This window comes from Kitasatospora misakiensis, assembly GCF_042656005.1.
Taxonomy (GTDB): Bacteria; Actinomycetota; Actinomycetes; order Streptomycetales; family Streptomycetaceae; genus Kitasatospora; species Kitasatospora misakiensis.
Genome location: NZ_JBHSOF010000015.1, coordinates 34,122 through 59,917 on the forward strand (window position 1 = coordinate 34,122; position 25,796 = coordinate 59,917).

Sequence of the window (25,796 nt, forward strand, 5' to 3'; positions counted from 1 at the left end):
GAAGAACCAGGAAGTACGCGGCAGAACCCGGCAGCAGAACTCGGCAAGAAGGAAGAAACCATGTCCACGCAGTACCCACGGATCGTGCACGTCTCCGAGGCTCCGGAGAACCGCCGGCGCGGCGGCGACCTGCGCGCCATGCTCACCCCGACCACCTGCGGCGCCACCAGCGGGTTCATGGGGCTGGCCATCGTGCAGCCCGGCGAGCGGATCGGCGAGCACTACCACCCGTACTCCGAGGAGTTCGTCTTCGTCGTCACCGGCGACCTGGAGGTGGACCTGGACGGCGCGACCCGGATCCTCAAGCCCGAGCAGGGCCTGATGATCCCGATCAACATGCGCCACCGGTTCCGCAACGTCGGCGACACCGTGGCCAAGATGGTCTTCCACCTCGGGCCGCTGGCCCCGCGCCCCGAACTCGGCCACGTGGACACCGAGGAGACCGAGCCGGCGGTCGACGCCGGCCCGCCGGAACACGCCAAGGTGGCCTCGTGAGCCGGCGACGGGTCGCCGTCACCGGAATCGGCGTGGTCGCGCCCGGCGGGGTCGGAGTCCCGGCGTTCTGGGACCTCCTCACCACCGGGCGGACGGCGACCCGGGGCATCACGCTCTTCGACCCCGCCGGGTTCCGGTCCCGGATCGCCGCCGAGTGCGACTTCGACCCGGCGGCCCACGGGCTCGACCCGGACGACGTCCGACGGTCCGACCGCTACGTCCAGTTCGCCATGGTGGCGGCCGACGAGGCGATCGCCGACGCCGGGCTCGACCTGGCCGCCGAGGACCCGTGGCGGATCGCCGTCTCGCTCGGCACCGCCGTCGGCGGCACCACCCGACTGGAGCACGACTACGCCCTGGTCAGCGCCGGCGGCGCCCGCTGGGACGTCGACCACCGGCTCGCCGAGCCGCAGCTGCACCGGGCCTTCGCGCCCAGCACGCTCGCCTCGGCGGTCGCCGAACGGACCGGGGCGCACGGCCCGGTGCAGACCGTCTCCACCGGCTGCACCTCCGGCCTGGACGCCATCGGGTACGCCTTCCAGACGGTCGAGGACGGACGCGCCGACATCTGCATCGCCGGCGCGTCCGACTCGCCGATCTCCCCGATCACCGTCGCCTGCTTCGACGCCATCAAGGCCACCAGCGAACGCAACGACGACCCGGCCCACGCCTCCCGGCCGTTCGACGCCCACCGGGACGGCTTCGTGCTCGGCGAGGGCGGCGCCGTCCTGGTCCTGGAGGAGTTGGAGCACGCCCGGCGGCGCGGCGCCCGGATCTACGGCGAGATCGGCGGCTTCGCCACCTTCGGCAACGCCTACCACATGACCGGCCTCACCCAGGAGGGGCTGGAGATGTCCCGGGCGATCGACCACGCGCTCGCCCACGCCCGGGTCGACCGCACCGACGTCGACTACGTCAACGCGCACGGTTCGGGCACCAAGCAGAACGACCGGCACGAGACGGCCGCCGTCAAGCGCTCGCTCGGCGAGCACGCGTACCGGACGCCGATGAGCTCGATCAAGTCGATGGTCGGGCACTCGCTCGGCGCGATCGGCGCGATCGAGGTGGTCGCCTGCACCCTCGCGCTGGACCGCGGCGTGGTGCCGCCGACCGCCAACTACGAGACACCCGACCCGGAGTGCGACCTGGACTACGTGCCGCGCACCGCCCGGGAGATGCCGCTGCGCCACATCCTCTCGGTCGGCAGCGGATTCGGCGGATTCCAGTCCGCCGTCGTGCTCACGAGAACGGGGTGAGATCCATGACGTCACGTCAGCAGGTCCGCCGGGCGGTGATCACCGGCCTGGGTGTGGTGGCGCCGAACGGCGTGGGGGCCGACGCCTTCTGGAAGGCCACCCGGCAGGGCGTGAGCGTCCTCGACCGGATATCCCGCGAGGGGTGCGCGGACCTCCCCCTGCGCATCGCGGGCCAGGTGCGGGACTTCGACCCGCAGGCCGTCATCGACAGCCGCCACCTGGTGCAGACCGACCGGTTCACGCACTACGCGATGGCCGCCGCCGACCAGGCGGTGGCGGACGCCGGCTTCGTGCCCGACCCCGAACACCCGTACGCGGTGGGCGTGGTGACCGCGGCCGGCTCCGGCGGCGGCGAGTTCGGCCAGGGCGAGCTCCAGCAACTCTGGGGCAAGGGACCGCAGTTCGTCGGCCCCTACCAGTCCATCGCCTGGTTCTACGCCGCCAGCACCGGCCAGGTGTCGATCCGCGGCGGCTACAAGGGCCCGTGCGCGGTGGTGGCCAGCGACGAGGCCGGCGGCCTGGACGCGATCGCGCACGCCGCCCGGTCCGTCGAGCACGGCACCGACGCGGTGGTGGTCGGCGCCGCCGAGGCCCCGCTCGCGCCGTACTCGATGGTCTGCCAGCTCGGCTACCCCGAACTGAGCCTCGCCGACCGGCCCGACCGGGCCTATCTGCCGTTCTCCCCCGACGCGGCCGGCTTCGCCCCCGCCGAGGGCGGCGCGATGCTGCTGCTGGAGGACGAGGAGACCGCCCGCCGGCGCGGGGCCGCCGTCCGGGCGTACGTCGCCGGGCACGGCGCCACCTTCACCGGCGCCTCCCGCTGGGCGGAGTCCCGCGAGGGGCTGGCCGCGGCCGTCCGGATCGCCCTCGACCGGGCCCGGATCTCCCCCGAGGAGGTCGACGTGGTCTTCGCCGACGCCCTCGGGATCCCGGCCGCCGACCGGGCCGAGGCGCTCGCCCTGGCCGACGCGCTCGGCCCGTACGCCGAGCGGGTCCCGGTCACCGCCCCCAAGTCCGGTACCGGGCGGGCCTACTGCGGCGCGCCGGCACTGGACGCGGCCGCCGCCGTGCTCGCCATGGAGGACGGCGTGCTGCCGCCCACCCCGAACGTCACCGAGGTCGCCCACGACCTCGCCCTGGTGACCGGCCGCGCCCGGCCGGCCGAACTGCGCACCGCCCTGGTGCTCAGCCGCGGGCTGATGGGCTCCAACTCGGCGCTGGTGCTCCGGCGCGGCGAACCGGCCTGACCGGCTCGGCCGCAGCTTGTTCCACCGGCTCGCGTTCCACTGTTCAACCACTCGCTCGCAACGAAGGGACACCCCGTGAGCAACACCCTCAACTATCCCGAACTCGCGGCGCTCATCCAGGCCCGGGCCGGCGTCGTGATCGACCCGATCGAACTGGAACGGCCCGGCGCGGCCTTCGACGAGTTCGGCGTGGACTCCCTCGGCCTGCTCGGCGTGGTCGGCGAGCTGGAGAACCGGCACGGCGTGAAGGTCACCAACGGCGCGGAGTCGGCGAAGACCCCGTCCGAGTTCCTGCAGCTGGTCAACTCGGCGGTCACCGCGAAGGCGGGTGCCTGAGATGCCCGGACACACGGACAACGAGATCGTCATCGCGGCCCCGATCGACCTGGTCTGGGAGATCACCAACGATCTGGAGAACTGGCCGCAGCTGTTCAGCGAGTACGCCTCCGTCGAGGTGCTGGAGCGCGACGGAGACCGGGTGACCTTCCGGCTGACCATGCACCCCGACGAGGACGGCAAGGTGTGGAGCTGGGTCTCCGAGCGCACCACCGACCGCCCCTCGCTCGCGGTGAAGGCCCGGCGCGTCGAACCCGGCCCGTTCGAGTTCATGGACATCCGCTGGGAGTACTCGGAGGTGCCGGCCGGCACCCGGATGCGCTGGGTGCAGGACTTCGCGATGAAGCCCACCGCGCCCGTCGACGACGACGGCATGGTCAACCACATCAACCGCAACTCCCGGGTCCAGCTGCAGCTGATCCGCGAGAAGGTCGAGAAGAAGGCCGCGGAGCTCTGACATGGCCTCCCCCGCGACCGAGCGCCTGACCGCGCAGACCCACCGTGCCCTGATCGTCGCCCGGATGAAGCCCGACGCGGCCACCGGCATCGCCGAGGTCTTCGCCGACTCCGACAACCGGGGCGAACTGCCCCACCTGATCGGCGTTACCGGGCGGAGCCTGTTCCAGTTCGGCGATGTGTACCTGCACCTCATCGAGGCGGACCGCCCGCCCGGCCCGGCCGTCGCCCAGGTGGTCGGCCACCCCGAGTTCCGGGCGGTCAGCGACGCGCTCACCGCGTACGTCCAGGCGTACGACCCGGCCACCTGGCGGGGGCCGAAGGACGCGATGGCGCGCGAGTTCTACCGCTGGGAGCGCCGCGGCTGAACGCGACCCGGCACATCCGAGCGGACACCCCGTGGGCCTCGGCCCCGGGGTGTCCGCTTTAGTGTCCGTCTTCAGAGCGTCCCGGCCGGCCGCCCGGTCATCGTGGCGAGCACGGCGCGCCAGTCTTCGCCGGGCTCCGGGCGCAGCGGTCCGGCGAGCGCGTCGGACCGGTAGCGCCAGGGGCGCAGCAGCTCGGGGTCGGCGTCCGGGCCGTGCGTGACGGTGCTCGACGAGCCGAGCAGCCGGACCAGTTCGGCGGTGAACTCGGTCCAGGAGACGTGGCCGCTCACCGCGTTGACGATCCGGCCGGGCGCGTGGTCGAGGCTCGCCGTGACGGCCCGGGCGAGGGCGGCGGAGTGCACCCAGGCGGCGCCGGACCAATCGGCACCGGCGTCCGTACCGGCTCCGGCCTCGGGGAGGAGGATCGGGCGGCCGGCCAGCGCGGCCTGGTAGAGCGCGCCGGTGGCGGCCCAGCGGAGCTGGTCGCGCAGTCGCCGGTGCGGGCCCCAGACGAGCGGCGAGCGGACCACGGCGACCGGGCCGCGGGCCCGCGGGGCGGCGTCCAGCAGGATCCGCTCGCAGTCGAGCTTGGCCCGCCCGTACGGGGTGAGCGGCCCGGCCGAGGGGCCGCCCTCGGGGACCTCGCCGGGCGCGGGGCGGCCGTAGGCGTCGATGCTGCTGACGAAGACGAAGCCGCCCGTGCCGCGCCAGCCCTCGACCAGGGTCCGCAGCGCGGCGACGTCGACGGCGTGCTCGGTGAAGGTGCAGGCGGCGTGGATCACGGTGTCCGCGCCCTCGACGGCCCGGCGCAGGCTGTCCGGGTCGGCGAGGTCGCCCTCGGCGACCTCCACCCCGGTGCCGGCCACCAGGTGGGCCGACTCGGGGCGGACCAGGGCGCGCACGGGGCGGCCCTGGGCGACGAGTTCCTGGAGGAGGGCGGCGCCGACGCCGCCGCTGGCGCCGGTGAGCAGGACCGTCCCGGCGCGCGTGGCGCGGGTTTCGGTGGTGGCGGTGGCGGTGGCGGTGGCGAGGCGTTCGGCGGCCCGGCCGGCCAGCAGGGCGGCCAGGGCGCGCGGGGTGCGCTGCTCCAGCACGTCCAGGCCGGTCAGCGGGAGCCCCAGCCGTGAGCGGAGCCGCTCGGCCAGCTGCACCGCCACCAGGGAGTGGCCGCCCAGGCCGAAGAAGTCGCCCTCGGCGGCCGGCCGGGTGCCGAGCAGCTCGGCGAATACGTCGAGCACGGCGTCCAGGTGGGGGGTGGGGAGGCCGGGGAGGCGGGCGGGGTCGAGGGTGCCGTCGGGCCGGCGCGGGATGCGGTCCAGCAGGGTGACGGCGAGCGGGAGGCGTCCGGGCTCCGTCAGCCGGTCGCGGAGGGCGGCGCGCAGTTCGGCGCCGCTGGGGGCGACCGGGCCCCGGACGGTCGCGAAGGCGAGGGCGGGGCCGTGCGCGGCGAGGTGCAGGGCGGCGTCGGTGACCCGGGGGTCGGCGAGCAGGGCGGCGACGGCGGGGTGCTGGTCCGTGCGGTGGTCGTCGGCGCGGTCCGGCGGTGCGGGCGGGTCGAGGCGTGCGCCGGGGAGCCGGGAGAGCGGGCGGTCGGCGTCGGCGGCGACGGCCGTCAGCAGCTCGGCGAAGGCGGCGTGCAGCCGGCGGGCGGTGGGCTCGTCCAGGACCGCCGGGTCGTGCTGGAGCAGGCAGCGCGGCCGAGGCCCGTCCTCGACCAGCAGGGTCAGGCCGAACTTGGCGAGCCCGAGCTCGACCTCGACCGCCTCGGCGGTGAGGCCGGGCAGCGCCAGCGGGTCCGCCGGGTGGACGAGGTCGCAGCTCACGGCGAGCAGCGGGGTGCCGTCCGCGCCCCGGGCGGCGGGGCCGAGGTGTTCGAGGACCAGGTCGAACGGCACGTCGTGGTGGTCCTGGGCGTCCAGCAGCGCGGTGCGGACGGTGGCCAGCACGGCGGTGAAGGCCGGATCGCCGTCGGGCTCGGGCAGTTCGGCGCGGACCGGCAGGGTGTTGACCTGGAGGCCGATCAGCCGCCGCAGTTCGGGCCTGGCGCGGTGGCCGCCGGCGCAGCCGAGCACCAGGTCGGAGCTGCCGGTGGCGGCGCGCAGGGCGGCGAAGGCGGCGGCCAGCACGACGGTGAACGGGGTCGCGCCGTGCCGGGCACCGAGTCGGCGCAGGCCGTCCAGGGTGTCGGTGCTGAGCGGGGCGGTGTGCAGGACGGCGCGGCGCTCGGGGGCGCCGGGCGGGGCGGGCCGCAGCAGCGGCAGCGGGCGGGCGCCGGTGAGCCGGCCGGCCCGGTCGGCGGCCGCGGCGGCGAGCCGGTCGTCGCGGGAGCGTTCCCAGCGGGCGTAGTCGGCGTACTGGAGCTCGGGCTGCGGCAGGCCGGCCGGGCGGCCCTCGGCGGCGGCCGCGTACAGGGCGCCGAGCTCCTCGGCGAGGACGGGCAGGGAGCCGCCGTCGACCGCGATGTGATGGATCGTCAGCAGCAGGGTGTGGTCGTCCGGGGCGTGCCGCAGGAGCAGGGCGCGCAGGGCCGGGCCGGTGGCGAGGTCGAACGGGCGGGCCGCCTCGGCGCGCAGCAGGGCGGGGGCGTCGTCGGGGGTGGCGTCCCGGACGGGGAGCGGGACCGCGGCGGGCGGGGCGACCTCCTGGTGGGTCCGGTCCTCGTGCCGGCCGTAGCGGGTGCGCAGCACGTGGTGGCGGGCGGTGAGGGTGGTCAGGGCGGTGGCGAGGGCGCCGCGGTCCAGCGGGCCGCGCAGCCGGGTGGCGAGCGGGACGTGGTAGCGGGGGCCGCCCTGGCCGAGGTGGTCCATCAGCCACATCCGCTGCTGGGCGTGGGAGAGCGGGGCCGGGCCGGGGCCGGTGCCGGTCCCGATTGCGGGCGCGGGCGTCGAGCTGCGGCGGCGGGCCCGGCGGAGCAGTTCGGCCTGGTCGAGCGGGGCGGTCATCGGGCGGACTCCTGGAGCTGTGCGCCGGCGGCCACGAGGCCCGGACCGGCGGACTCCGCCGCGAGCAGGGCGCGTTCGATCAGGGCGGCCTGGCCGGCCACGGTGGGGCGGCCCAGGAACTCGCCGAGCGGCAGCTCGACGCCGAGGTCCTCGCGGAGGTCGTCGACCACCCACATGGCGAGCAGCGAGTGGCCGCCGAGGGCGAAGAACTCGACGTCGGGGCGGGTCACTTCGGTCTCCAGGGCGCGCGACCAGGCGGCCGCGACGACCTGCTCGATCGGGCCGAGGGCGGCGTCCTGCAGGGAGTCGGCGGGCAGGGCCTGGGCAGCGGCGGGCTCCGCCGGTTCGTCCTCGGCGGCCAGCGCGCGCCGGTCCACCTTGCCGCTGCCGGTGAGCGGCAGGGCGTCCAGCACCGTCCAGGCGGTCGGCACCAGATGGGCGGGGAGCCGCTCGGCGAGCTGCCGGCGGAGCGACTCGGGCGTCGGGCGGACGCCCTCGGCGGGGACCACGGCGGCGGTCAGCGCGGCGTCCTCGCGGCCGGCCCGGCGGACCACGACCGCCGCCTCGGCGACCTCGGGCAGGCTCCGCAGCACGTGCTCGACCTCGCCGGGCTCGATCCGGAAGCCGCGCACCTTCACCTGGTCGTCCAGCCGGCCGTGGAAGTCGAGCGTGCCGTCCGGCCGCCGGGAGACGAGGTCGCCGGTGCGGTAGGCGCGGCCGAGGCCGGGGAGCTCGACGAACCGCTCGGCCGTCAGCTCCGGCCGGCCCAGGTAGCCGAGCGCCAGCCGGCCGGTGAGCCAGAGTTCGCCGCGGGTGCCGTCCGGGACGGGCCGGCGGTCCTCGTCGAGGACGGCGGCGCCGGTGCCGCCGAACGGGAGGCCGATCGGCACCGGGCCCGCGCAGTCGGCGGGGCGGACGCGGTGCAGGGTGGCGAAGGTGGTGGCCTCGGTCGGGCCGTAGCCGTTGACCAGTTCGAGCCAGGGGAAGCTCCGCAGCACGGTGCCCGCGTGCTCGGCGGCGAGCGCCTCGCCGCCGACGACGACCTGCCGCAGCACGCCGAAGATCCGCGAGCCGCGGGCGGCGAGCTGGTGGAACAGCGCGGTCGCCAGGACGGCGTGGGTGGCGCCGAACCGTTCGACATCGCGGGCGAGTTCCTCGGCGCTGGGGCGGTCGGCGGGCGAGACGGCGAGCGCGGCGCCGTTCGCCAGCGGGCCCCACAGCTCCAGGGTGGTGAGGTCGAAGCCGGCGGAGGTGCGGGCCAGCATCCGGTCACCGGGCCGGAGCGTGATCCCGTCGGGGGCGGTGACCAGCTCGGTGACGGCGTGGTGCGGCACCAGTACGCCCTTCGGGCGGCCGGTGGAGCCGGAGGTGAAGTAGACGACGGCGGGGGTGGCCGGGTCCGGGTCCACGGGCTCGGGGTCGTCGCCCGTCCCGGTGGGGCCGACGGGGCCGGTGGGGCCGGTCTCGGTGAGCACCAGGGTGCGGTCCTCGGGCAGCTCGATGTCGGCGAGCAGCGCCTTGTCGCCGAGGGTGAGCCGGACGGCGGCGTCGTCGAGCATGGCGGTCAGGCGGGCGGCCGGGTAGGTCGGGTCGAGCGGCACCACATGGCCGCCGGCCCACCAGACGGCGAGGTGGGCGACGACCGCCCGGCTCGCACGGGTGCAGAGCACACCCACCGCGGCGCCGGGGGTGATCCCGCGGTCGGCCAGTTCGGCGGCCAGCCGGCGGGCGTTGACGACGAGTTCGCGGTAGGTCAGGGCGGTGGTGCCGTCGGTGACGGCGAGCGCGTCGGGGTGCGCGGCGGCCTGCCGGGCGACCAGCACCGGGACGGTGGCCCGAACGGCTTGAGCGGTGGTGGCGACGGAAGAGGTCATGGGAGGTCAGCCTTCCGGGCGCCCCGGTGGTGGGCCGGGGCGCCGTACGACGGTGGGCGGGCGAGGAGGGCGGCCGGTCAGCCGGCGGCGGCGCCCGGACGGCGCTCGTCGATCAGCCGGGCCACCGCGCGCAGGTCGGGCTGGCGCAGCAGCATCGGGGCCCGCAGCCGGACCCCGCACTCCTCCTCAAAGGCGGCGAGCAGCCGGGCGGCGGTGACCGAAGTCCCTCCCGCGTCCAGGAAGTTCTCCGAGGGCGCGAGGTCGGCGCGGCCGAGCAGGTCGGCGCAGATCCGGAGCACCGTCCGCTCGGTGGGCGTGGCGGCCGTGTCGGGACCGGGCGCGGCGGTCCGCTCGACGCCCTGCTGCGCCTCGGCCTCCGCCGCCTTGAGCAGCGCGGCCCGGTCGATCTTGCCGTTGGCGTCCAGCGGGAAGCCGTCGACCAGTCGCAGGACGCCCGGCACCGCCTGCCCGGGCAGCCAGGGCCGCACCGCCTCCAGCAGTTCGGCACCGGTCACCCCGGCGCTCCCCACCCCTTCGGCGAGCTGGGCGAAGGCCAGCAGTTGGGCGCCGCCCACCGGGGCCGGGCGGGCGACCACGGCGGCGCGCCGCACCCGGGGGTCGCGTTCGAGGGCGGCCTCGACCTCGGCCGGTTCGATCCGCACGCCGCTGACCTTGACCTGGTCGTCCAGCCGGCCGAGGAACTCCAGCACCCCGTCAGCACGCATCAGCACCCGGTCGCCGGTGCGGTAGACCCGGTCGGTGCCGTCGAGGTCGTCGGGCGCGGAGACGAAGCGCTCGGCGGTCAGCCCGGCGTCGAGGTAGCCGATGGCCAGGCCCTGGCCGCCGATCCGCAGTTCGCCGGCCTCGCCGCGCGGAAGCGGCCGGCCGCTCTCGTCGGTGACCAGGACGATCGCGCCGGGGATCGGGCGGCCGATCGGCGGCGCGTCGGTGCCGTGGTCGGCGCCCGGGGCCATGCTGTGCACCGTGGTGGTCACGGTGGCCTCGGCCGGGCCGTAGGCGTTGTGGACGACGGCGGTGACGTCCGGGCCCGGGCCGCGGCGCAGCCGGTCGCCGCCGACCGTGAGGTGGCGCAGCACCAGGCCGGCCGGCCAGGGGCGGTCCAGGACGGGCTCGGCGAGCGGGGTGGGCAGCACGCCGACGGTGATGCCGGTGGTGCGCCACCAGTCGGTGAGCGCGGCCGGGTCCCAGCGGACGGCGTCGGGGGCGACGCAGAGCGCCGCGCCGGAGGTGAGGCCGGCCCACAGCTCCATCAGGTGCGGGTCGAAGGAGACGCCGATGAGCAGGCTGTGCCGGTCGCCGGGGCCGAGGCCGGTCAGGTCGCGGTACCAGGCGAGCAGGGCGCCGAGCGCGGTCTGGCCGACGGCCACGGCCTTCGGCAGGCCGGTGGAGCCGGAGGTGAGCACGGTGTACTGGGTGCCCTTGGGGGCCCGGACGGCTCGCGGGCGGTCGGTTCGCAGGCTGTTGGCGCCCGGGCCGTCGGAACCCGGACCGTCGGCGCCCGCGTCCTTCGCGAAGGCGGCCACGACGCCGGTCGCGCCCGGGGCGGTGATCGGGAGGTGGGTGCCGTCCCGGTGGGCGGGCGGCAGCAGCGCCGGGTCGCCGATCAGGCAGGCGGGGCGCAGCTGTTCGGCGACGGCCCGCAGCCGCCGCTCGCCGGGGCGCGGTCCGAGCGGCAGGTGGACGGCGCCGAGTCTGGCGACGGCCACGGTGGCGGCGACCAGGGCGGCGGAGTGGTCGAGGCAGAGGCCGACCAGGTCGCCGGGGCGGACGTGCCCGGCCAGCCGCGCGGCCAGGTCGTCGGCGAGGCGGTCGAGTTCGCCGTAGCTCAGGATCAGCTCGCCGTCGATCAGCGCGGGCGCGTGCGGGGCCCGGCGGGCCCAGCTGGTGAACAGGTCGAGTACGGCGCCGTCGCGGGCCGGGCGGCCGTAGGAGACGGAGAGGCCGGGCAGGAATCCGGGCACGGGCCGGGTCGGGGCGGTGGTCATGAGGGGTCCTCCGGACGTCGATGGATGGTCGGTGCGGGTCAGCCCAGGCCCATGGCCCGGGCCACGATCACCTTCTGGACCTCGGAGGTCCCCTCGATGATGGTGGTCATCCGGACGTAGCGGTAGAGGTACTCCAGCGGGTGGCCGCGCACCCAGCCGGTGGCACCGTGCACCTGGAGCGCGCGGTCGACGGCCCGGACGGCGGTCTCGGAGGAGGTGAGCTTGGCGAGCGCCGCGTTCTCGGGGGCCTCGGTGCCCTCGTCGACCAGCCGGGCGCAGGCGAGGGTGAGCAGCTTGGCCGCCTCGACCTCGGCGCGGGTGCGCACCAGGTGCTCCTGGACGTGCTGGTAGTCGCCGATCGGGTGCCCGAAGGCGCGCCGTTCGCGGGCGTACTCGACGCCGAGCCGCAGCGCGTACTCGGCGATGCCGTCGCACATCGCGGCGACCACCAGGCGGCCCCGGGAGAGGCTGTCCATGGCGAGCCCGGTGGCGGCGCCGATGCCGTCCTCGCCGCCGATCACCGAGGACGCCGGGGCGTGCAGCTGGTCGAGCGTCAACTCGAACAGCGGCTCCCCGGACATGCCCTCGTAGCGCTGGCCGATCCGCAGCCCGGGGTGGTCCATGGGCAGGACGAAGGCGGTGGCGCCGGCGGTCGGCCCGGCGCCGTCGCCGAGGTCGGTGGCGGCGACCACGAGCGCGAGGTCGGCGCGGTCCGCGTTGCTGACGAAGGTCTTCCGACCGTTCAGCAGCCAGCCGTCGCCGTCGCGGACGGCGGTGGTGGTGAGCCGGAAGGCGTCGGAGCCGGCCTGGGGCTCGGTGAGCGCCAGGCAGCGGGTGCGCTCGCCGCGGACCAGCGGGACCAGGTGGCGTTCGATCTGCTCCGGGGTGCCGTGCCGCAGCAGCGGGCTGGGCCCGTCGGAGCCGGCCAGCGCGTAGGGGGCGAGCGGGCAGCCGCTGCGCCCGGCGGCGTGGTGGAGCAGCACCACGGCGGTGAACGGCATGTCGGAGCCGCCGAGTTCCTCCGGGTAGTCGCCGGCGTAGAAGCCGAGGGCGGCGGAGCGCTTGCGCACGTAGGCCCGCAGGTCGGCCGGCGGCTGCTCGGCGGACTCCGCCAACTCGGCGGCGAGCGGTTCTAGTTCGCGGCAGACGAAGCTCTCGAAGGCGGCCACCAGCTCGCGGTGCTCGGCCTCCAGGACGGCGGACGGCGCGGAGAGGCCGGCCGTGGTGGCGGGGCCGGGGGTGGTCGCGGGGCCGGGCGCGGCGGGGTTCACTGCTGGACTCCGGTCAGGGCGCGGGCCTGGTCGGCCAGGACGGGGTGCCGGAAGAGGGTGCGCAGCGGGGGCCGGCTGCCGAGGCGCGGCTCCAGCCAGGCGGCGAGCCGGGCGGCGAGCAGCGAGTGGCCGCCGACCTCGAAGAAGTGCGAGTCCGCGGCGAACCGGTCGTGGCCGAGCACCTCGCGCCAGGCCTCGGCGATCAGCAGCTGACCGGGGTCGGTGAAGGCCGGCGGGGCCTCCTCCGGGGTGCTCTCGGGCGCCTCGGCGGCCAGCCGGGCGAGGGCCGCCCGGTCGGGCTTGCCCCCCGGCAGCAGCGGCATGGTGTCGAGCGCCGTCCAGTTCGCCGGGACGAGCCCGGCGGGCAGCCGACGGGCCAGGGCGGCGTGCAGGGCGGCCTGGTCGGGCTGCGGGCCGCCGTCCAGGAAGCCGAGCAGGCGCGGGCCGGCGTGCTCGTCCCGGTGCAGCAGGACGGCGCAGGAGCGGCCGCCGAGTTCGGCGGAGGCGGCGGCCTCGATCTCCTCCAGCTCGATCCGGAAGCCGCGCAGCTTGACCTGGTTGTCCTGGCGGCCGAGGAAGCGCAGCCGGCCGTCGAGGTCGCGGTAGCCGCGGTCGCCGGTGCGGTAGACGCGTGCGCCGCCGAGCGCCGGGACGGTGGCGAAGTGGGCCGCGGTGACCTCCGGCAGGCCGAGGTAGCCGTCGGCCAACGCCACTCCCCCGACGGCGAGTTCGCCGACGGCGCCGGGCGGCAGCGGCTGGCCGCCGGTGTCCAGGACGTGCATCCGGACGCCGGGCAGCTCGGTGCCGAGCGGGATCTCCGCGGCGTCCTCGGCGCCGTCCTGCACCCCATCGGTACCGGGCGCCAGGTCGGCCGCGGTGAGCTCGTGCACGGTGGAGGTGACGGTGGCCTCGGTGACCCCGTAGGCGTTGAGGACGGTGACGGCGGTGCCGTCGGTCAGACCGCGCAGGGCGCGGGCCGGCAGCCGCTCGCCGCCGAGCACCAGCAGCCGCGGCGACCAGCGGCCGTCCGCCAGCGCCTCGCGCAGCTCGGCGCGGACGGCGAGGGCGTAGCTGGTCGGCAGGTTGGCGACGGTGACGCTGCGGGCGGCCAGCACGGCGACCAGCTCGGGCCCGGTCGGGACCTCGCGCTGCGGCAGCACCAAGGCGGCGCCGGCCACCAGCGAGGGCAGCACCTCCTCTAGGGCCACGTCGAAGGACGGCCGGGCGAACAGCAGCACCCGGTCGGCCGGGCCCAGCCCGTAGCGGTCGGCGATCGCGGTGACGTACCGGGCGAGCGCGGCGCGGCCGACCAGCACCGGCTTGGGCACGCCAGTCGAGCCGGAGGTGTGGATCAGGTAGGCGGCGCCGTCGAGCACCGCCGCCGGCTCGGCCTTGGGGAACGGCGGGCCGTCCAGCAGCGCCGGGGTGATGCCGCCGGGCAGGGCGAGGGCGCTCTGCCGGGTGGCCAGTACGAGGGCGGGGGTGAGCCGCTCCAGCAGCAGGGCGAGCCGGGCCTGCGGGTCCTCGGCGGAGACCGGCGCGTACACCGCGCCGTGGCGCAGGCAGGCGAGCAGGGCGACGACGCTGTCGACGCCGCGCGGCAGGACGGTGGCGACCGGCTGCCCGGGGGTCACCCCCGCGGCGCGCAGGCGCTCGACGAGTTCGCCGACCCGGCGGTCGAGGTCGCCGTAGCTCAGCCGCTCGGAGCCGGCGAGCAGGCCGAGCGCGGTGGGGTCGTGGGCGGCGGCGGGGTCGAGGTCGGCCGGCTCGGGGAGCGCCCCGGCCGTCGGCTCCGCCCCGGCCGTCGGCGCCGCCCCGGCGGGCGTCACCGCCCCGGTGGCTGTCACCGCGAGGTCGGCGAGCCGGGCGGCCGGGCCGTCGAGGTAGCCGCGCAGCAGGTCGAGCAGCCGCCCGGCGAGCAGGGTCGCGACCTCCTCGCCGAACAGGTCCTCGTCGTAGTCCCAGACCAGGGTCATCCCCGCCGCGCCGTGCTTCTCGCCGACCACCCGGCGGTCGTCGGGCAGCAGGACGAGGTCGAGGTCGAAGCGGGTGGTGCCGGTGTTGAACCCCTCGTAGAGCGAGACCTCCAGGCCGGGCGCCTGGACGTCCGGCAGCGGCGCGTCGTGCGCGCTGAACATCACGCTGAACAGCGGGTTGTCGGCGCCGCTGGTGTGCCGGCCGAGTGCGCGCGTCAACTCCTGGACGGGGACGTCCTGGTGGGGCAGCGCGCGGAACAGCACGTCGGTCACCTCGTCCACCGCCTCGGTGCCGGGCGCGGCCGGGTCGAGCCGCAGGCGCAGCGGCACGGTGTTCACGAACATGCCGACGGTGCCCTCGAAGCCGGGCGGACGGTTGCCGACGGCGGTGCCCACCATCAGTTCGCGGTGGCCGCTGTGGCGGCGCAGCAGTTCGGCGAAGAGGGTGAGCAGGGTGGAGAAGGGGGTGTGGCCGTCGGCCTTGGCGCGCTCGCGCAGCCGCTCGGCGAGGTCGGCGCCGATCGACTGGCGCAGTTGCCCGCCGCGGTGGCGGCGGCGCGCGCCGGGGCGGGCCAGGCCGGGCAGCGTGAGATCGAGCGGGGCGTCCGCCAACTCACGCTTCCAGAAGGCGAGTCCGCGCTCCCGGCCGGCGTCCCGGACGGCCTCGGCGGCGCGCACGTGCTCCTCGTAGGAGGGGGCGGCGGGCAGGGTGACGGTGTCGGCCGTGCCGAAGACGTGCGCGCGGTAGACGGTGAAGAGGTCGCGCAGCAGGATCGCGAACGAGTGGCCGTCGTGCACGAGGTGGTGCTCGATGTGGATCAGCCGGTGGTGGTCGGCGCCGATCCGGACGAGGTGCCAGCGCAGCAGCGGGGCCTCGGTGGTGTCCAGCGGCTCCTCGGCCTCGGCGGCCAGCAGGGTCCGGAACGCGGCCTCGGGGTCGGTCTCGGCACTCAGGTCGCTGGTGCGCAGACGCGGTTCGGTCCGGGTGCCGACCCGCTGGAGCAGCAACCCCTCGGCGCGGGCGACCAGTTCGAGCCGCAGGCCGGGGTGGTGGGCGAGCACGGCGGTGAGCCCGGCCCGCAGGGCGTCGGTGTCGAGCGGGCCCCAGAGGTCCAGGGCGGCGGTGAAGTTGTAGGCACGACTGCCGGGCAGCATCTGCTCGTGCAGCCAGACGATCTCCTGCGAAGAGGAGAGTGCGAACATGGGCAACTCCCTGACGGTATCGGGTGGTTCTTCGGGTTCGACGGATCGGGGGCGGGCAGCGCTGGGGCCCGCCCGGACCGGACCCGCCGGGGGTGGTGGCGGGCCCGGTCGGGGTGGTCGGGGTGGCCGGGGTGGCCTGGTGGGGCTTCGGAGCGTTTCGCGGCGGATCAGGCCGGCGCGCCGAGGTGGTGGCGCAGGGTGGTGAGCAGCACCGCGAAGGCCTCCCGGGCCACGGCGTCGGAGTAGCGCTCGCGGTCCCAGGCGAGCCGGAGCAGCAGGTCCTCGCCGTGCGAGGCGGAGACCGCGAGCGGCGCGGCGAGCGGGCGGCCCGCGAGGTGGACCTCCCGCCCGGCGACCCCGCCGAGCACCAGCGGCGGGCGGCGGTGCAGGTCCTCGAAGGTGAGCAGCCCGTCGAGCCCGCCCGACCAGCTCGCCCCGGCCGACCGGGCGGCGCGCACCACCTCGTCGTACGGGGTGTCGGCGTGGTCGAGGTCGTCCCACCAGGCGCCGCCAAGGGCGTCGAGGTCGCGGGGCGGGCCGGGCGGCGCGGGGTGGACGAGGGTGTTGAGGAAGCAGCCGAGCACCGGGGCCGCGTCGGCCGGGCGGCCGCCCCACGGGTAGCCGAGCGCGAGCACCCGGCGGCCGCCGTCCAGCCGGTGCGCCGCGGTGGCGACGGCGTCCAGCAGCGCGGGGAAGACGCCGCCGCGGGCGGCCCCGGTCACCGCGGGCAGCCGCTCGACGGCCATGCCGGTCGAGCGGGCCGACCCGGCCGGCCGTGCCTCCTCCGGGGCGTCGGCGAGGGCGCCGAGCCGGGTGGCCCAGTGGGCGTGGGCGGCCTCGCTCGCGGCCTTCGCCTCGGCGGCCAACTGTCCCTCCACGGCGGCCCGGTAGGCCTCGACGGCGGTGGCGGCCTCGGCGTCGGCGTCGGTGCTACCGGGGGCGGCGTACTCGGTGGCGAGCCCCTCGGTGACCAGACCGAGCGACTGCTCGTCGCAGGCGGCGTGGTCCAGGGCGACGGCGAGCAGTTCCTCCTCGTCCCCCGGCCCGGCCGCCAGCAGCAGGCGCAGCACCGGCCCGTCGGTCGGCCAGTCCAGCAGCGCCCGGAGCAGCGCCGCCCGCGCGGGCCCGTCCGACGGGCCGTCCGGCGGACCGGCGGGGCCCGGCGGGTCGACCGGCACCCGGGCCAGCTCGACGGACGGCTCGCCGAGCCGCAGCACCGGCGTACCGCGCAGCACCGTGAACGCGCCGCGCAGCGCCGGGTGCCGGTCCGCCAGGCGGAGCGTGGCACGGCGCAGCCGGTCCAGGTCGACGGTGCCGCGCGGGAAGGCGAAGAACAGCGGGACGATGTCCGTCCGGGCGTCCCGGTCGCGGTGGCGGGTGATCAGGAAGCGGCGCTGCGCACCGGTGAGCGGGAGCAGCACCTCGGGGGCGGCGGCCGCCTCGGCGGCGGAGGCGAGGGACCGGTAGCGGGTGAGGTAGGCGGCCGTGATGCTGGAGTGCACGGGAGGTTCTCCGCTTTCCGTTCAGGGCGTCGGTGGGTCGGGATGGATCGGGCGCGGTCGGGCGGCGCTCAGCGGGCCGGTCTCGCCTCGGCGGCATCGTCACGGGCCAGGTCGGCCTCGGTCGCGCCCCCGTCCGCCGCCGGTCCGTCCTCCGGTGGCGCGGACGGCAGGTCCCGCAGGCCGCGCAGCGGCGAGAACAGCAGCGGCACCGGCACGACCAGGAAGCCCGCCGCGCAGAGCCAGAGCGCGGTGCGCGGACCGGCCGCGTCGGCGACCGCACCGCCGAGCAGGGCGCCGAGCGGCAGGGTCCCCCAGACCAGGAACCGCATGGTGGCGTTCATCCGGCCGAGCAGCCGGGGCGGGCAGAGGCTCTGCCGGAAGCTCACCTGGGCGACGTTGTAGACCACCGCGCCGAACAGCACCGCCACGCCGCCGATCGCGAACAGCACCGCCCCTGCGCCCCCGTCGGCCAGTGGCCAGAGCAGCGCGAACGGGCCGGTGACCAGCGGGGCGAGCCAGATCAGCCGGGCCTGCCCGATCCGCGCGGCGAGCCGGCCGGCGCACAGCGCACCGGCGAGACCACCGATCGCCGTGACCGAGAGCAGTACCCCGATCGCGGCCGGCGAGAGGTCCAGCACCCGCACCCAGAAGACGGTCTGCACGGCCATCAGCACCGCGCCGAACAGATTGGACGCCGCCGTGGTGGCGGCGATCACCCGCAGCAGCGGGTTCCCCAGCACGAACCGCAGGCCCTCGGCGACCTCGGCGCGCAGCGAGCGTCCGGGCTCGGGCGGCGGCGGCTTCTCCTCGGCGCGGATCCGGCCGAGCAGCACCGCCGAGGCGAGGAAGCCGAGCGCGTCGGCGACGATCGCCAGCGGCGCGCCGAGCAGTTGGACCAGCCCGCCGCCCAGCCCCGGTCCGGCGATCTGCGCGGAGGAACGGACCGTCTCGATCGCGCCGTTGCCGGCCACCAGGCGCTCGCGCGGCAGCAGCACCGGGAGGAACGACTGGTGGGCGACGTCGAAGAAGACCGTCGCCACCCCGGTGACCAGGGCCACCAGGTAGAGCTGGAGCAGGCTGAGCACGTCCAGCGCGGCGGCCACCGGGATCGACCCGACGGCGAGGCAGCGCAGCACGTCGGCGCGGACCAGGACCGGCAGTTTGCGCATCCGGTCCAGCCAGGCACCGGCGGGCAGGCCGACCAGCAGGAAGGCGGCGGACTCGGCGGCGGTCAGCAGGCCGATCTGGAAGGGCGTGGCGTCGAGTTCCACCACCGCCACCAGCGGCAGCGCGACCAGGGTGACCTGACTGCCCGCCTGCGCCGCGACCGCTCCCGAGAGCAGGAGCCGGAAGTCGCGACGGGCCGACGGGTCGGTGGGAGGCAGGCGAGGCGTTTCGTTCATCAGTCCGACCCTCGGTTACCGATTTGCTACGGGGCAACCGGCTGGCCGGATTCCGGCCCCCGGCCGAATCGACCGGATGCCGACGCTTCCTCAGCCTTCCCTCACCTGCGCCTTACGCGGTCGCCGACGGTGCGGAACCGGTCCTTCCGAGCGCGACCAGCGGCGTCGCGCCGAGCGGTCTGCCCGTTCGGGATGTCCACGAAGATGTCCGCTATCCGGACTGCCGATTTCGCGCCAACGGACGCCCGTCCTCAACTTGGCCTGAACCTGTGGAGTGCTGACTTTCCGTCATCTGGCGGTGGTTCGGGCGTGATAACCGCACGCGCGCGGCCCCCGCCCGGGAGTCCGGGCGGGGGCCGCGAGGCGTGCGCGCAACGGGCGCTGGGCCAGGTGTCAGGCCGGGCGTCAGGCCGGGTCGAGGCCGGCGTCCGGGGTGCGGCCCGCCTGGGCCTGCTCGATCCGCTTGACCAGCATCGCGGCGAGCCGCCGGGTGCCCGCCGGGTCCACCGGGCCGCCCTCGGTGGTGACGGTCGCGACCACCGTGCCGGCCCGCAGGACGACGGCCACGCCGTCCCGGCCCGCGAGCTGCCCCTGGAACGCGCGGCTCTCCGTGCCCAGCAGGCCGATGTCGGCCGGGCTGTACCCGGTGCCGTCGGCGTAGGCGCCGTACGCCGCCTTGAGGCGGTCCTGGGCCTGCGCCCGGCCGGGCAGGGTGTCGACGCCGAACCGCACGATCACCTCGCCGGCGCCGAACCGGGCGGTGCCGCTCAGCGGCTTGCCGGTGCAGGGCGCGGCGGCCGTGCAGGTGGTGACGTGGTCGGCGGTGTCGACCCGCCGCTTCTCCTCCTCCCAGCCGGTCATCGCCTTCTGGTCGGGCAGGAGCAGCGCCACCAGCGCGGAGTCGAGCAGCGCGGTCTCCGAGTCCGGCCCGGTGGCCGGCTGCCCGGCCCCGCCGCCGGAAGTCCCGGAGGCCCCGCCGGTCGTCGCACCGGCGGTCGTCGCACCGGCGCCGGCCGTCGCCGCCGGAGTGGTCGCACCGGGCGCCGTCGCCCGGGCCGCCGGGGTGCCGGCGGCCCCCGCGCCACCACCGGCGGCGGCGCCCGAAGGCGTGGCGGTCCCGGAAGCGGCCGCCGCCCGGGGCGCGGCGGTACCGATGGCGGACGCGTCCACCGTCGCCCCCGGGCTCACCGGAGCCCCCGCCGTGCCCTTCGCCGCGCTCTCGGAGCTCGTCGAGCTCCCGGAGCCGCAGGCCGCCAACGCCGCCAGCAGCGCACCCGTCGCCGCCGCGGCGGCCACCTTCCGACCGGCCGTCCCCATGTGCGCCCCTCTCGTGTCCGTGGCCCCTCAAGATAGACGCGGCCCCGGCCGACCGGTCCCCCGGGGCCCCGGGCAGCACGGGCCACGGCACACAGGCTGGACGGACCGGGGCGAGCGGCCACCAGGAGCCGGGCCGGAGGGGCGGTTCAGCCGAGCCCCGCCGGAGCGCCGCCGGGGGTGCCCGGGGGCATCGGCTCGACGCCGACCACCCGGCTGACCCTCGTCGGCTCGATCAGCACCACCACCCGGCGCTCCCCCGGAATGCCCCAGCCGTATCGCTCGACGCCGAGGTAGGTGCGGGCCAGCCCGTCCATGTTCCGCCCCGCCTCCTCCCCCTCGACGAACCGCACCGCCCGCCCCCGGATCTGCACCCGGTCGTACGGGTCCCCGGGGTCGGCGAGCGAGAGGCAGACCCGCGGGTCGCGCCGCAGGTTCCGCTCCTTGACCCGCCCGACGGAGGTGTTGATCAGCAGCAGGTCCCCCTCCGTCCCCACCCACATCGGGCTCACATGCGGCGACCCGTCAGCGTTGACCGTGCCGACGTACCAGATGTGCCCCGCCTCGATCCGCTCACGGACGTCCTTCGAGATCTCGACCATGCGCCGAGTCTGCCCGCCCGCCCGACGGCCATTCCGGCCCCGCGTACACGCACATCACCCGGATCGCCCAGGGCACTCGGGTGAACACGCCCGGGAGTCCACCCGAAGGGGTCACCGGCCCGGCCGCCGGTGCCGCCCTCCGGTGGCAGCGGTCGCCCCGGTGGTTGACGGTGGATCAGGCGCCAGCCCCGCGTTCCCCCGCCCGACGATGTGTCGGCGACCGCGGCACCGCGCCGGAAGGATCATCATCATGCGTTCTGCACGCACTCTGCTCGCCGGGGCGGCCGTCGCCGCCGCCCTCACCGTCGGCGCCCCGCTCGCCTACGCCGACGGCGCCGCCGACCAGGGCAAGAACCTGACCTGGCAGGAGAAGCAGGAGAAGGCCGCCACCACCGACGGCCAGAAGACCTGGGAGGAGAAGCAGAAGAGCGCCTCCGGCACCGAGGAGAGCAAGGCCCCCGACAGCAAGGCCCCCGAGAGCAAGGCCCCCGAGAGCAAGGGCTCCGAGGGCAAGGGCGAGGAGAAGACCCCGCACGGCGGCGTGCACACCGGCGGCGGCGGTCTGGCGCTCTCCGGCGGCGGCCTCGCCTCCGGCGCGGTCCTGCTGCTCGGCGGCCTCGGGGCGGGCGCGCTCGCCCTGCGCCGCGGCCGTCGGACCGCCGACGCCGCCGTCTGATCCCGCGCCGTTCCCGTCGCCTCCCCGTCGTGGCCCGCGCCCCGCGCGCCGGTCACGGCGGGGGCGCACACGGGGCGGCGCTTCGCCGTGTCGGGCCCGCGGCAGCAGGAGCGCGGGCCACTGAGAGGAGTGCGAGCGACGATGGCCGGTGTGATCCCCGGTACGTCCCGGCTGCTGCGCGCGGGGATGGGCGCGGCGGCGGTCGGTCTGCTGCTGATCTACAACTCGGTGGACGCCGTCCCGGTGGACGAGTCGGCGCCCGGTCAGGCCGCTCCCCCGGCCGCCGCCCGGCCCGCCGCCCCGGGAGCGCCCGGAGCGCCCAGGGCCTCCGGTTCGGCCGCGCCGCCCGGTGCCGCCGCCCAGGCGCCCGCCGCACCCGCACCGGCCGCCTCCGCCGCGCCGGTCAAGGCGGCGCCGCCGCTGAAGCGGTCCAACCCGACCAGGCTGCGGATCCCCCAGCTCAATGTGGACGCCCCGTTCACCGAACTCACCCTGAGCCCCGCCGGGCAGCTCAACGCCCCGCCGCCGGAGGACAAGAACCTGGTCGGCTGGTACCGCGACGGCGTCACCCCAGGCGAGCGCGGGGCCGCGGTGGTCGCCGGGCACGTCGACACCACCAAGGGGCCGGCGGTGTTCCTGCTGCTCAGTCTGATGCTGCCGGGCAACAAGGTGGAGGTCCAGCGGGCGGACGGCACGGTCGCCGTCTTCTCGGTGGACGCCGTCGAGACCTTCGCCAAGAACGCCTTCCCCGACCAGAAGGTCTACGGGAAGACGCCCGACGCCCAGCTGCGGCTGATCACCTGCGGCGGCACGTACGACAAGAAGCGCCGCGACTACCTGGACAACGTGGTCGTCTTCGCGCACCTGGAGTCCACCCGCAAGGCCTGAGCCGGGCCCCGGGTACGACGCGACCGCCGGTCCCCCTCGGAAGGGGACCGGCGGTCGCGTCGTACCCGGGGGGAGCCGGTCAGCCGCGCACCACGGCCTCGAAGGCGTGCAGGTACGGGTTGACCGGGCGGACCTCCCGGACGTCCAGGCCGGCCTCGGTCATCAGCCGCACCATGCTCGCCTCGGAGTGCTTGGCGCCGCCGACGTTGAGCATCAGCATGAGGTCCATGGCGGTGGTGAAGCGCATCGAGGGGCTGTCGTCGACGAGGTTCTCGACCACCACCACCCGGGCGCCCGGGCGGGCCGCCGCGACCACGTTCGCCAGCGTCCGGCGGGTGCTCGCGTCGTCCCACTCCAGGATGTTCTTGATGATGTAGAGGTCGGCGACGACCGGGATGGCCACCCGGCAGTCCCCGGGGACCAGCCGGGCCCGGTCGGCGAAGGCGCCGCCCGGGTGCAGCCGGGAGTCGGCGCCGGCGACCACCTTGGGCAGGTCGAGCAGGGTGCCGTGCAGCGCCGGGTGCTTCTCCAGCAGGCTGGCGAGGACGTGGCCCTGGCCGCCGCCGATGTCGACCACCGAGTCGATCCCGGTGAGGTCGAGGTAGCCGGCGAAGTCGGCGGCGGACTGCCGGCTGGAGGTGGTCATCGCCTTGTCGAAGACCTTCGCGGACTCGCCCGCGTCGCTGTGCAGGTAGTCGAAGAACTCCTTGCCGAACAGTTCGGGGAAGACGTTGCGGCCGGAGCGCACCGCCTCGTCCAGCTTCGGCCAGGCCTCCCACGTCCACGGCTCGGTGCACCACAGGGAGATGTAGCGGAGGCTGTTCGGCGCGTCCTCGCGCAGCAGCCGGGACATGTCGGTGTGCGTGAAGCGGTCGTCGTCGAGCTCCTCGAAGATGCCGTAGCAGGTGAGGGCGCGCAGCAGGCGGCGCAACTGCCGGGGCTCGGTGCCGAGTTCGGCGGCGAGGTCGGTGACGGCGGCGGGGGTGTCGTCGAGCGCGTCGGCGACACCGAGCCGGGCCGCCGCGCGGACGGCGGCGGCGCAGGCGGCGCCGAAGACGAGTTCCCGCAGGCGCATGGCGGCCTGCGGGGTGGTGGCGGGTGCGGTGGTCATAGGGCCGTCTCTCTGTTTTCTGCGGACGCGGCGGGGTGCCGCAGTGGCTGGGGGGTGGCTCGGGGGCCGCGGGTGCGGTCCGGTCCGGTCGGGCCCGGTCCGGTCCGGTCGGGCCCGGTCCGGTCCGGTCAGGTCAGGTCAGGTCAGGTCAGGTCAGCAGTGGCCGGCCGGCTCGGAGACCGCGCAGTGGTTGCGGGCGAAGGCGTTGTCGGTGCCGGTGTCGCGGTCGGCGAGGTCGGCCGGCCCGTTGCCGAGCACGAGGTTGTCGGCGACGGTGTTGCGGGCGTTGGCCACGCCGACCACGCTGTGGACGAGCACGATGCCGCCGGAGAACGGCGAGGCGCCCACGTTGTCGCGGACGTCGTTCTCCGTCACCGTGGTCTCCTCGGCCCCGGTGAGCACGATCCCGGCGCCCTGGATGTGGTCGAGCCGGGGGTTGGGCGGGCAGTAGCGGTTGTTGGCGAGGACCTGGTTGCGGGTGACGGTGAGCGCGCCGGCCCGGGGCACGCCCTCGTCGCCGACGACGAAGACCCCGCCGCAGTTGCCGCGGATCCGGTTCTTCTCGACGCTCAGGTCGCGCAGCCGGCGGACGGTGACGCCGACCCGGTTGTCGGTGAGCAGGTTGGCGCTGACCACGGTGCCGTCGGCGGAGAGGGCGCCGCCCTCGCTGTCCACCGTGTTGGCGAGGAAGACGCCGGACTGGCCGTTGCGGGTGGACTCGTTGGCGGTGATCACGCCCCGGGTGGACTTCTCCTGGCTGATGCCCTGCTGCCCGTTGTCGTGCACATAGGTGGCGCGGACGGTCAGGCCGGTGGTGCCGGTGGCGTTGATGCCGTTCTTGCGGAAGCCGGTGACGGCGAGCGCCTCGACGGAGACGTCCGCGAGCGGCCGGGCGTCGGTGCCGGCCACGCAGAGTCCGTGGCCGCCCGCCGCGCAGGCCGCGGCGGCGTCGGCGGCGGGCGCGGCGGCGGGGACGATCACGCTGGCCCGGCCCGCGCCGCGCAGGGTCAGGCCGGGCGTGGTGATCCGGACGCTGCCCCGGTACTCGCCGGGGAGCAGTTGCACGGTGTCGCCGGGCAGCGCCGCGTCGACGGCCTGCTGAATCGATTCGCCCGGCAGGACCACGTGCATCGCGCCCGCGGCGTGGGCGGGCGCGGCGCCGACGGCGGTGAGGACGGTGGTCAGGGCGGTCGCGGCGGCGGCGGTGGCCGCGGCGAGGTGATGGAGCCGTCGCGTGGGCATGAGTGGTGACCTGCTTTCTGGCGCGCCGACGCGGGGGCGCGCTCGCGGGGACGTCGGCACGATGACGCGGAGTGGGCGGGTGGTGACGGCCGGTGGGGTGTCGGCCGAACCGACGCTAGGGGCCGGTGGGTGCCCCCGCCACCAGGGTTGGGCTGCCGGACTGACGGAGCGTCGGCCGGCCGGGTCACTCAGGGGCCGTCTTCAAGCCCCCGCCTGCGGGGCGACGCCGGGGCCCGGAACGCGACGGCGCGCCCGGCCGCGGGGTGCGGCCGGGCGCGCCGGGGAAGAGCGGAACCGGTGGTGGGTGGTCGGTGGCGGGGCGTCAGCTCGCCGGTGCCCCCAGCCGGACCGGCACGGCCGCCAGGTGCCAGGCGACCGGGTTGGGGCCGCGCCGCACCTCCGCGGGCGGGACGGCGAGCGCGAGCCCGGGGTAGCCGCGCAGCAGCGCGCCGAACGCCACCACCGCCTCCTCGTGGGCGAGCACCGCCCCGAGGCAGCGGTGGGTGCCGTGGCCGAAGCCGAGGTGGACGTCGTGGTGCGGCGCGGTGGCCCGGCCCACGTCGAGCCGCCCGGGGTCGGCGAAGACCCGGGGGTCGTGGTTGGCACCGGCCAGGATCGGCATCACCGCCTCGCCCCGGCGGATCAGCCGCCCGGCCAGCCGGACGTCCTCGACGGCGTAGCGCGGCAGCGCGCCGAGCGTCGGACCGCACCAGCGCATCAACTCGTCGACGGCGGCCGGGAGCAGACCGGGATCGGCGCGCAGCCGGGCCAGCTGCTCAGGGTGGGCGAGCAGGGCGGCCGTCCCGTTGCCGATCAGGGTGGCCGTGGTCTCGTGGCCGGCCACGATCAGGTTGAGGATGAGCGAGACCGTCTCGACCGGGTCGAGGGTGCCGCCCTCGGCGGCGGCGAGCTGGGAGACCAGGCCGTCGTCCGGCTCGGCGCGGCGACGTTCGATCAGCTCACGGGCGGCGGCGACCATCGCGCGCAGGGCGTCGTCCAGGCCGGGACCGGCGCCGCGGCCGAGGTAGGAGCTCCACTCGCGCCACTGCGGCCGGTCCGGCTCGGGGATGCCGAGCAGCTCGCAGATGACGGCGACCGGCAGCGGGTAGGCGAAGTGGGCGACGAGGTCGACCACGCCGTCCTCGTCCACGTGGTCGCGCAGAGCGCGGACGCGCTCCTCGGCGATCCGCTCGATCACGGGCCGCAGCCGGCCGACCGATCCGGCGGTGAAGGAGGGGTGCACCAGGCCGCGCAGCCGCCGGTGCTCGGCGCCGTCCGCGTCGAACACCCCCGCGCGCAGGTACGACGCGCACTCCGGGGGCAGTCCGCGGGCCCGCCAGACCTGCTCGGTGCGGTGCGCGGGGCAGCCGCCCGGCACGTTGGCGGCGTCGTTGACGAAGCGCGGGTCGGTGAGGACGGTGCGGACGTCCTCGTAGCGGGTGACGATCCAGAACGGCTCGACCCCCGGGACGGTGCCCCGGGCGAGCGGGGACCGTTCGCGGATCCGGGCGAAGGTCTCGAACGGATTCCGCACCAGCTCCGCGTCGCGCAGGTCGACCGTCTCGACCGTTTCGACCGTCTCGACGGATTCCACGGACCCGGCGGACTCGGTGGTGGTCATGGGCGCC

The 25,796-nt window shown here is 76.3% G+C and carries 20 protein-coding genes; 8 read left to right on the top strand and 12 right to left on the bottom strand.

Annotated elements, in window-relative coordinates:
- Positions 1–60 precede the first annotated feature (60 nt).
- The 6 genes from ACFP3U_RS14210 to ACFP3U_RS14235 all read left to right on the top strand — a co-directional run bounded on the left by ACFP3U_RS14210 (position 61) and on the right by ACFP3U_RS14235 (position 4,158).
- Positions 61–495 carry a cupin domain-containing protein gene (locus ACFP3U_RS14210; protein ID WP_380225837.1) on the top strand — a complete coding sequence of 145 codons (435 nt, stop codon included), beginning with the start codon at positions 61–63 and terminating at the stop codon, positions 493–495.
- A complete protein-coding gene (locus tag ACFP3U_RS14215; RefSeq protein WP_380225838.1) occupies positions 492–1,751 on the top strand; it encodes a beta-ketoacyl-[acyl-carrier-protein] synthase family protein in 1,260 nt (419 codons plus the stop codon). Before ACFP3U_RS14210 ends, ACFP3U_RS14215 begins: the two co-directional genes overlap by 4 nt.
- Positions 1,752–1,756: 5 nt before the next feature.
- Positions 1,757–2,998, top strand: coding sequence for a beta-ketoacyl synthase N-terminal-like domain-containing protein (locus ACFP3U_RS14220; protein WP_380225839.1), 1,242 nt, complete (start codon positions 1,757–1,759; stop codon positions 2,996–2,998).
- 75 nt (positions 2,999–3,073) lie between these two features.
- Positions 3,074–3,334, top strand: a complete 261-nt coding sequence (locus tag ACFP3U_RS14225) for an acyl carrier protein (protein WP_030303785.1) — start codon at positions 3,074–3,076, stop codon at positions 3,332–3,334.
- Position 3,335: 1 nt separating this feature from the next.
- On the top strand, positions 3,336–3,791 hold the full coding sequence (locus ACFP3U_RS14230) for an SRPBCC family protein (RefSeq protein ID WP_380225840.1): 456 nt from the start codon (positions 3,336–3,338) through the stop codon (positions 3,789–3,791).
- Position 3,792: 1 nt separating this feature from the next.
- Positions 3,793–4,158 carry a TcmI family type II polyketide cyclase gene (locus tag ACFP3U_RS14235; RefSeq protein WP_380225841.1) on the top strand — a complete coding sequence of 122 codons (366 nt, stop codon included), beginning with the start codon at positions 3,793–3,795 and terminating at the stop codon, positions 4,156–4,158.
- Positions 4,159–4,229: 71 nt separating this feature from the next.
- On the opposite strand, the gene ACFP3U_RS14240 is transcribed toward ACFP3U_RS14235, so the two are convergent.
- From ACFP3U_RS14240 to ACFP3U_RS14280, 9 genes are all read right to left on the bottom strand, one after another.
- On the bottom strand, positions 4,230–7,100 hold the full coding sequence (locus ACFP3U_RS14240) for a condensation domain-containing protein (protein WP_380225842.1): 2,871 nt from the start codon (positions 7,098–7,100) through the stop codon (positions 4,230–4,232).
- On the bottom strand, positions 7,097–8,974 hold the full coding sequence (locus ACFP3U_RS14245) for a non-ribosomal peptide synthetase (RefSeq protein WP_380225843.1): 1,878 nt from the start codon (positions 8,972–8,974) through the stop codon (positions 7,097–7,099). Before ACFP3U_RS14245 ends, ACFP3U_RS14240 begins: the two co-directional genes overlap by 4 nt.
- Before the next feature lie 77 nt (positions 8,975–9,051).
- Positions 9,052–10,980: a non-ribosomal peptide synthetase gene (locus ACFP3U_RS14250; RefSeq protein WP_380225844.1), complete on the bottom strand. Its 1,929-nt coding sequence runs from the start codon at positions 10,978–10,980 to the stop codon at positions 9,052–9,054.
- A gap of 38 nt (positions 10,981–11,018) precedes the next feature.
- Positions 11,019–12,251, bottom strand: a complete 1,233-nt coding sequence (locus tag ACFP3U_RS14255; RefSeq protein ID WP_380225845.1) for an acyl-CoA dehydrogenase family protein — start codon at positions 12,249–12,251, stop codon at positions 11,019–11,021.
- Entirely contained in the window at positions 12,248–15,430 is a 3,183-nt protein-coding gene (locus ACFP3U_RS14260; RefSeq protein WP_380225846.1) for a non-ribosomal peptide synthetase, read from the bottom strand. The genes ACFP3U_RS14255 and ACFP3U_RS14260 overlap by 4 nt, the downstream gene beginning before the upstream one ends.
- 167 nt (positions 15,431–15,597) lie before the next feature.
- Entirely contained in the window at positions 15,598–16,932 is a 1,335-nt protein-coding gene (locus ACFP3U_RS14265; RefSeq protein ID WP_380225847.1) for a non-ribosomal peptide synthetase, read from the bottom strand.
- Positions 16,933–17,000: 68 nt separating this feature from the next.
- Positions 17,001–18,335 (bottom strand): MFS transporter, encoded by a 1,335-nt coding sequence (locus ACFP3U_RS14270; protein ID WP_380225848.1) that lies wholly within the window; start codon positions 18,333–18,335, stop codon positions 17,001–17,003.
- Between the two features lie 405 nt (positions 18,336–18,740).
- Positions 18,741–19,652: a hypothetical protein gene (locus tag ACFP3U_RS14275; RefSeq protein WP_380225849.1), complete on the bottom strand. Its 912-nt coding sequence runs from the start codon at positions 19,650–19,652 to the stop codon at positions 18,741–18,743.
- A gap of 146 nt (positions 19,653–19,798) precedes the next feature.
- Positions 19,799–20,251: a PPOX class F420-dependent oxidoreductase gene (locus ACFP3U_RS14280; protein WP_380225850.1), complete on the bottom strand. Its 453-nt coding sequence runs from the start codon at positions 20,249–20,251 to the stop codon at positions 19,799–19,801.
- 250 nt (positions 20,252–20,501) lie between these two features.
- On the opposite strand from ACFP3U_RS14280, the gene ACFP3U_RS14285 reads away from it, so the two are divergent.
- Positions 20,502–20,927 (top strand): hypothetical protein, encoded by a 426-nt coding sequence (locus tag ACFP3U_RS14285; protein ID WP_380225851.1) that lies wholly within the window; start codon positions 20,502–20,504, stop codon positions 20,925–20,927.
- Between the two features lie 141 nt (positions 20,928–21,068).
- The gene (locus ACFP3U_RS14290; RefSeq protein WP_380225852.1) at positions 21,069–21,815 is read left to right on the top strand and encodes a class F sortase; all 747 of its coding nucleotides are present in this window, start codon (positions 21,069–21,071) and stop codon (positions 21,813–21,815) included.
- Positions 21,816–21,894: 79 nt separating this feature from the next.
- On the opposite strand, the gene ACFP3U_RS14295 is transcribed toward ACFP3U_RS14290, so the two are convergent.
- The 3 genes from ACFP3U_RS14295 to ACFP3U_RS14305 all read right to left on the bottom strand — a co-directional run bounded on the left by ACFP3U_RS14295 (position 21,895) and on the right by ACFP3U_RS14305 (position 25,789).
- Positions 21,895–22,926 carry a methyltransferase gene (locus tag ACFP3U_RS14295; protein ID WP_380225853.1) on the bottom strand — a complete coding sequence of 344 codons (1,032 nt, stop codon included), beginning with the start codon at positions 22,924–22,926 and terminating at the stop codon, positions 21,895–21,897.
- A 153-nt stretch (positions 22,927–23,079) separates the two neighbouring features.
- Positions 23,080–24,168: a right-handed parallel beta-helix repeat-containing protein gene (locus tag ACFP3U_RS14300; RefSeq protein ID WP_380225854.1), complete on the bottom strand. Its 1,089-nt coding sequence runs from the start codon at positions 24,166–24,168 to the stop codon at positions 23,080–23,082.
- A gap of 322 nt (positions 24,169–24,490) precedes the next feature.
- Complete coding sequence (locus ACFP3U_RS14305) at positions 24,491–25,789, bottom strand: cytochrome P450 family protein (protein WP_380225855.1); 1,299 nt, start codon at positions 25,787–25,789, stop codon at positions 24,491–24,493.
- Between the last annotated feature and the right edge of the window lie 7 nt (positions 25,790–25,796).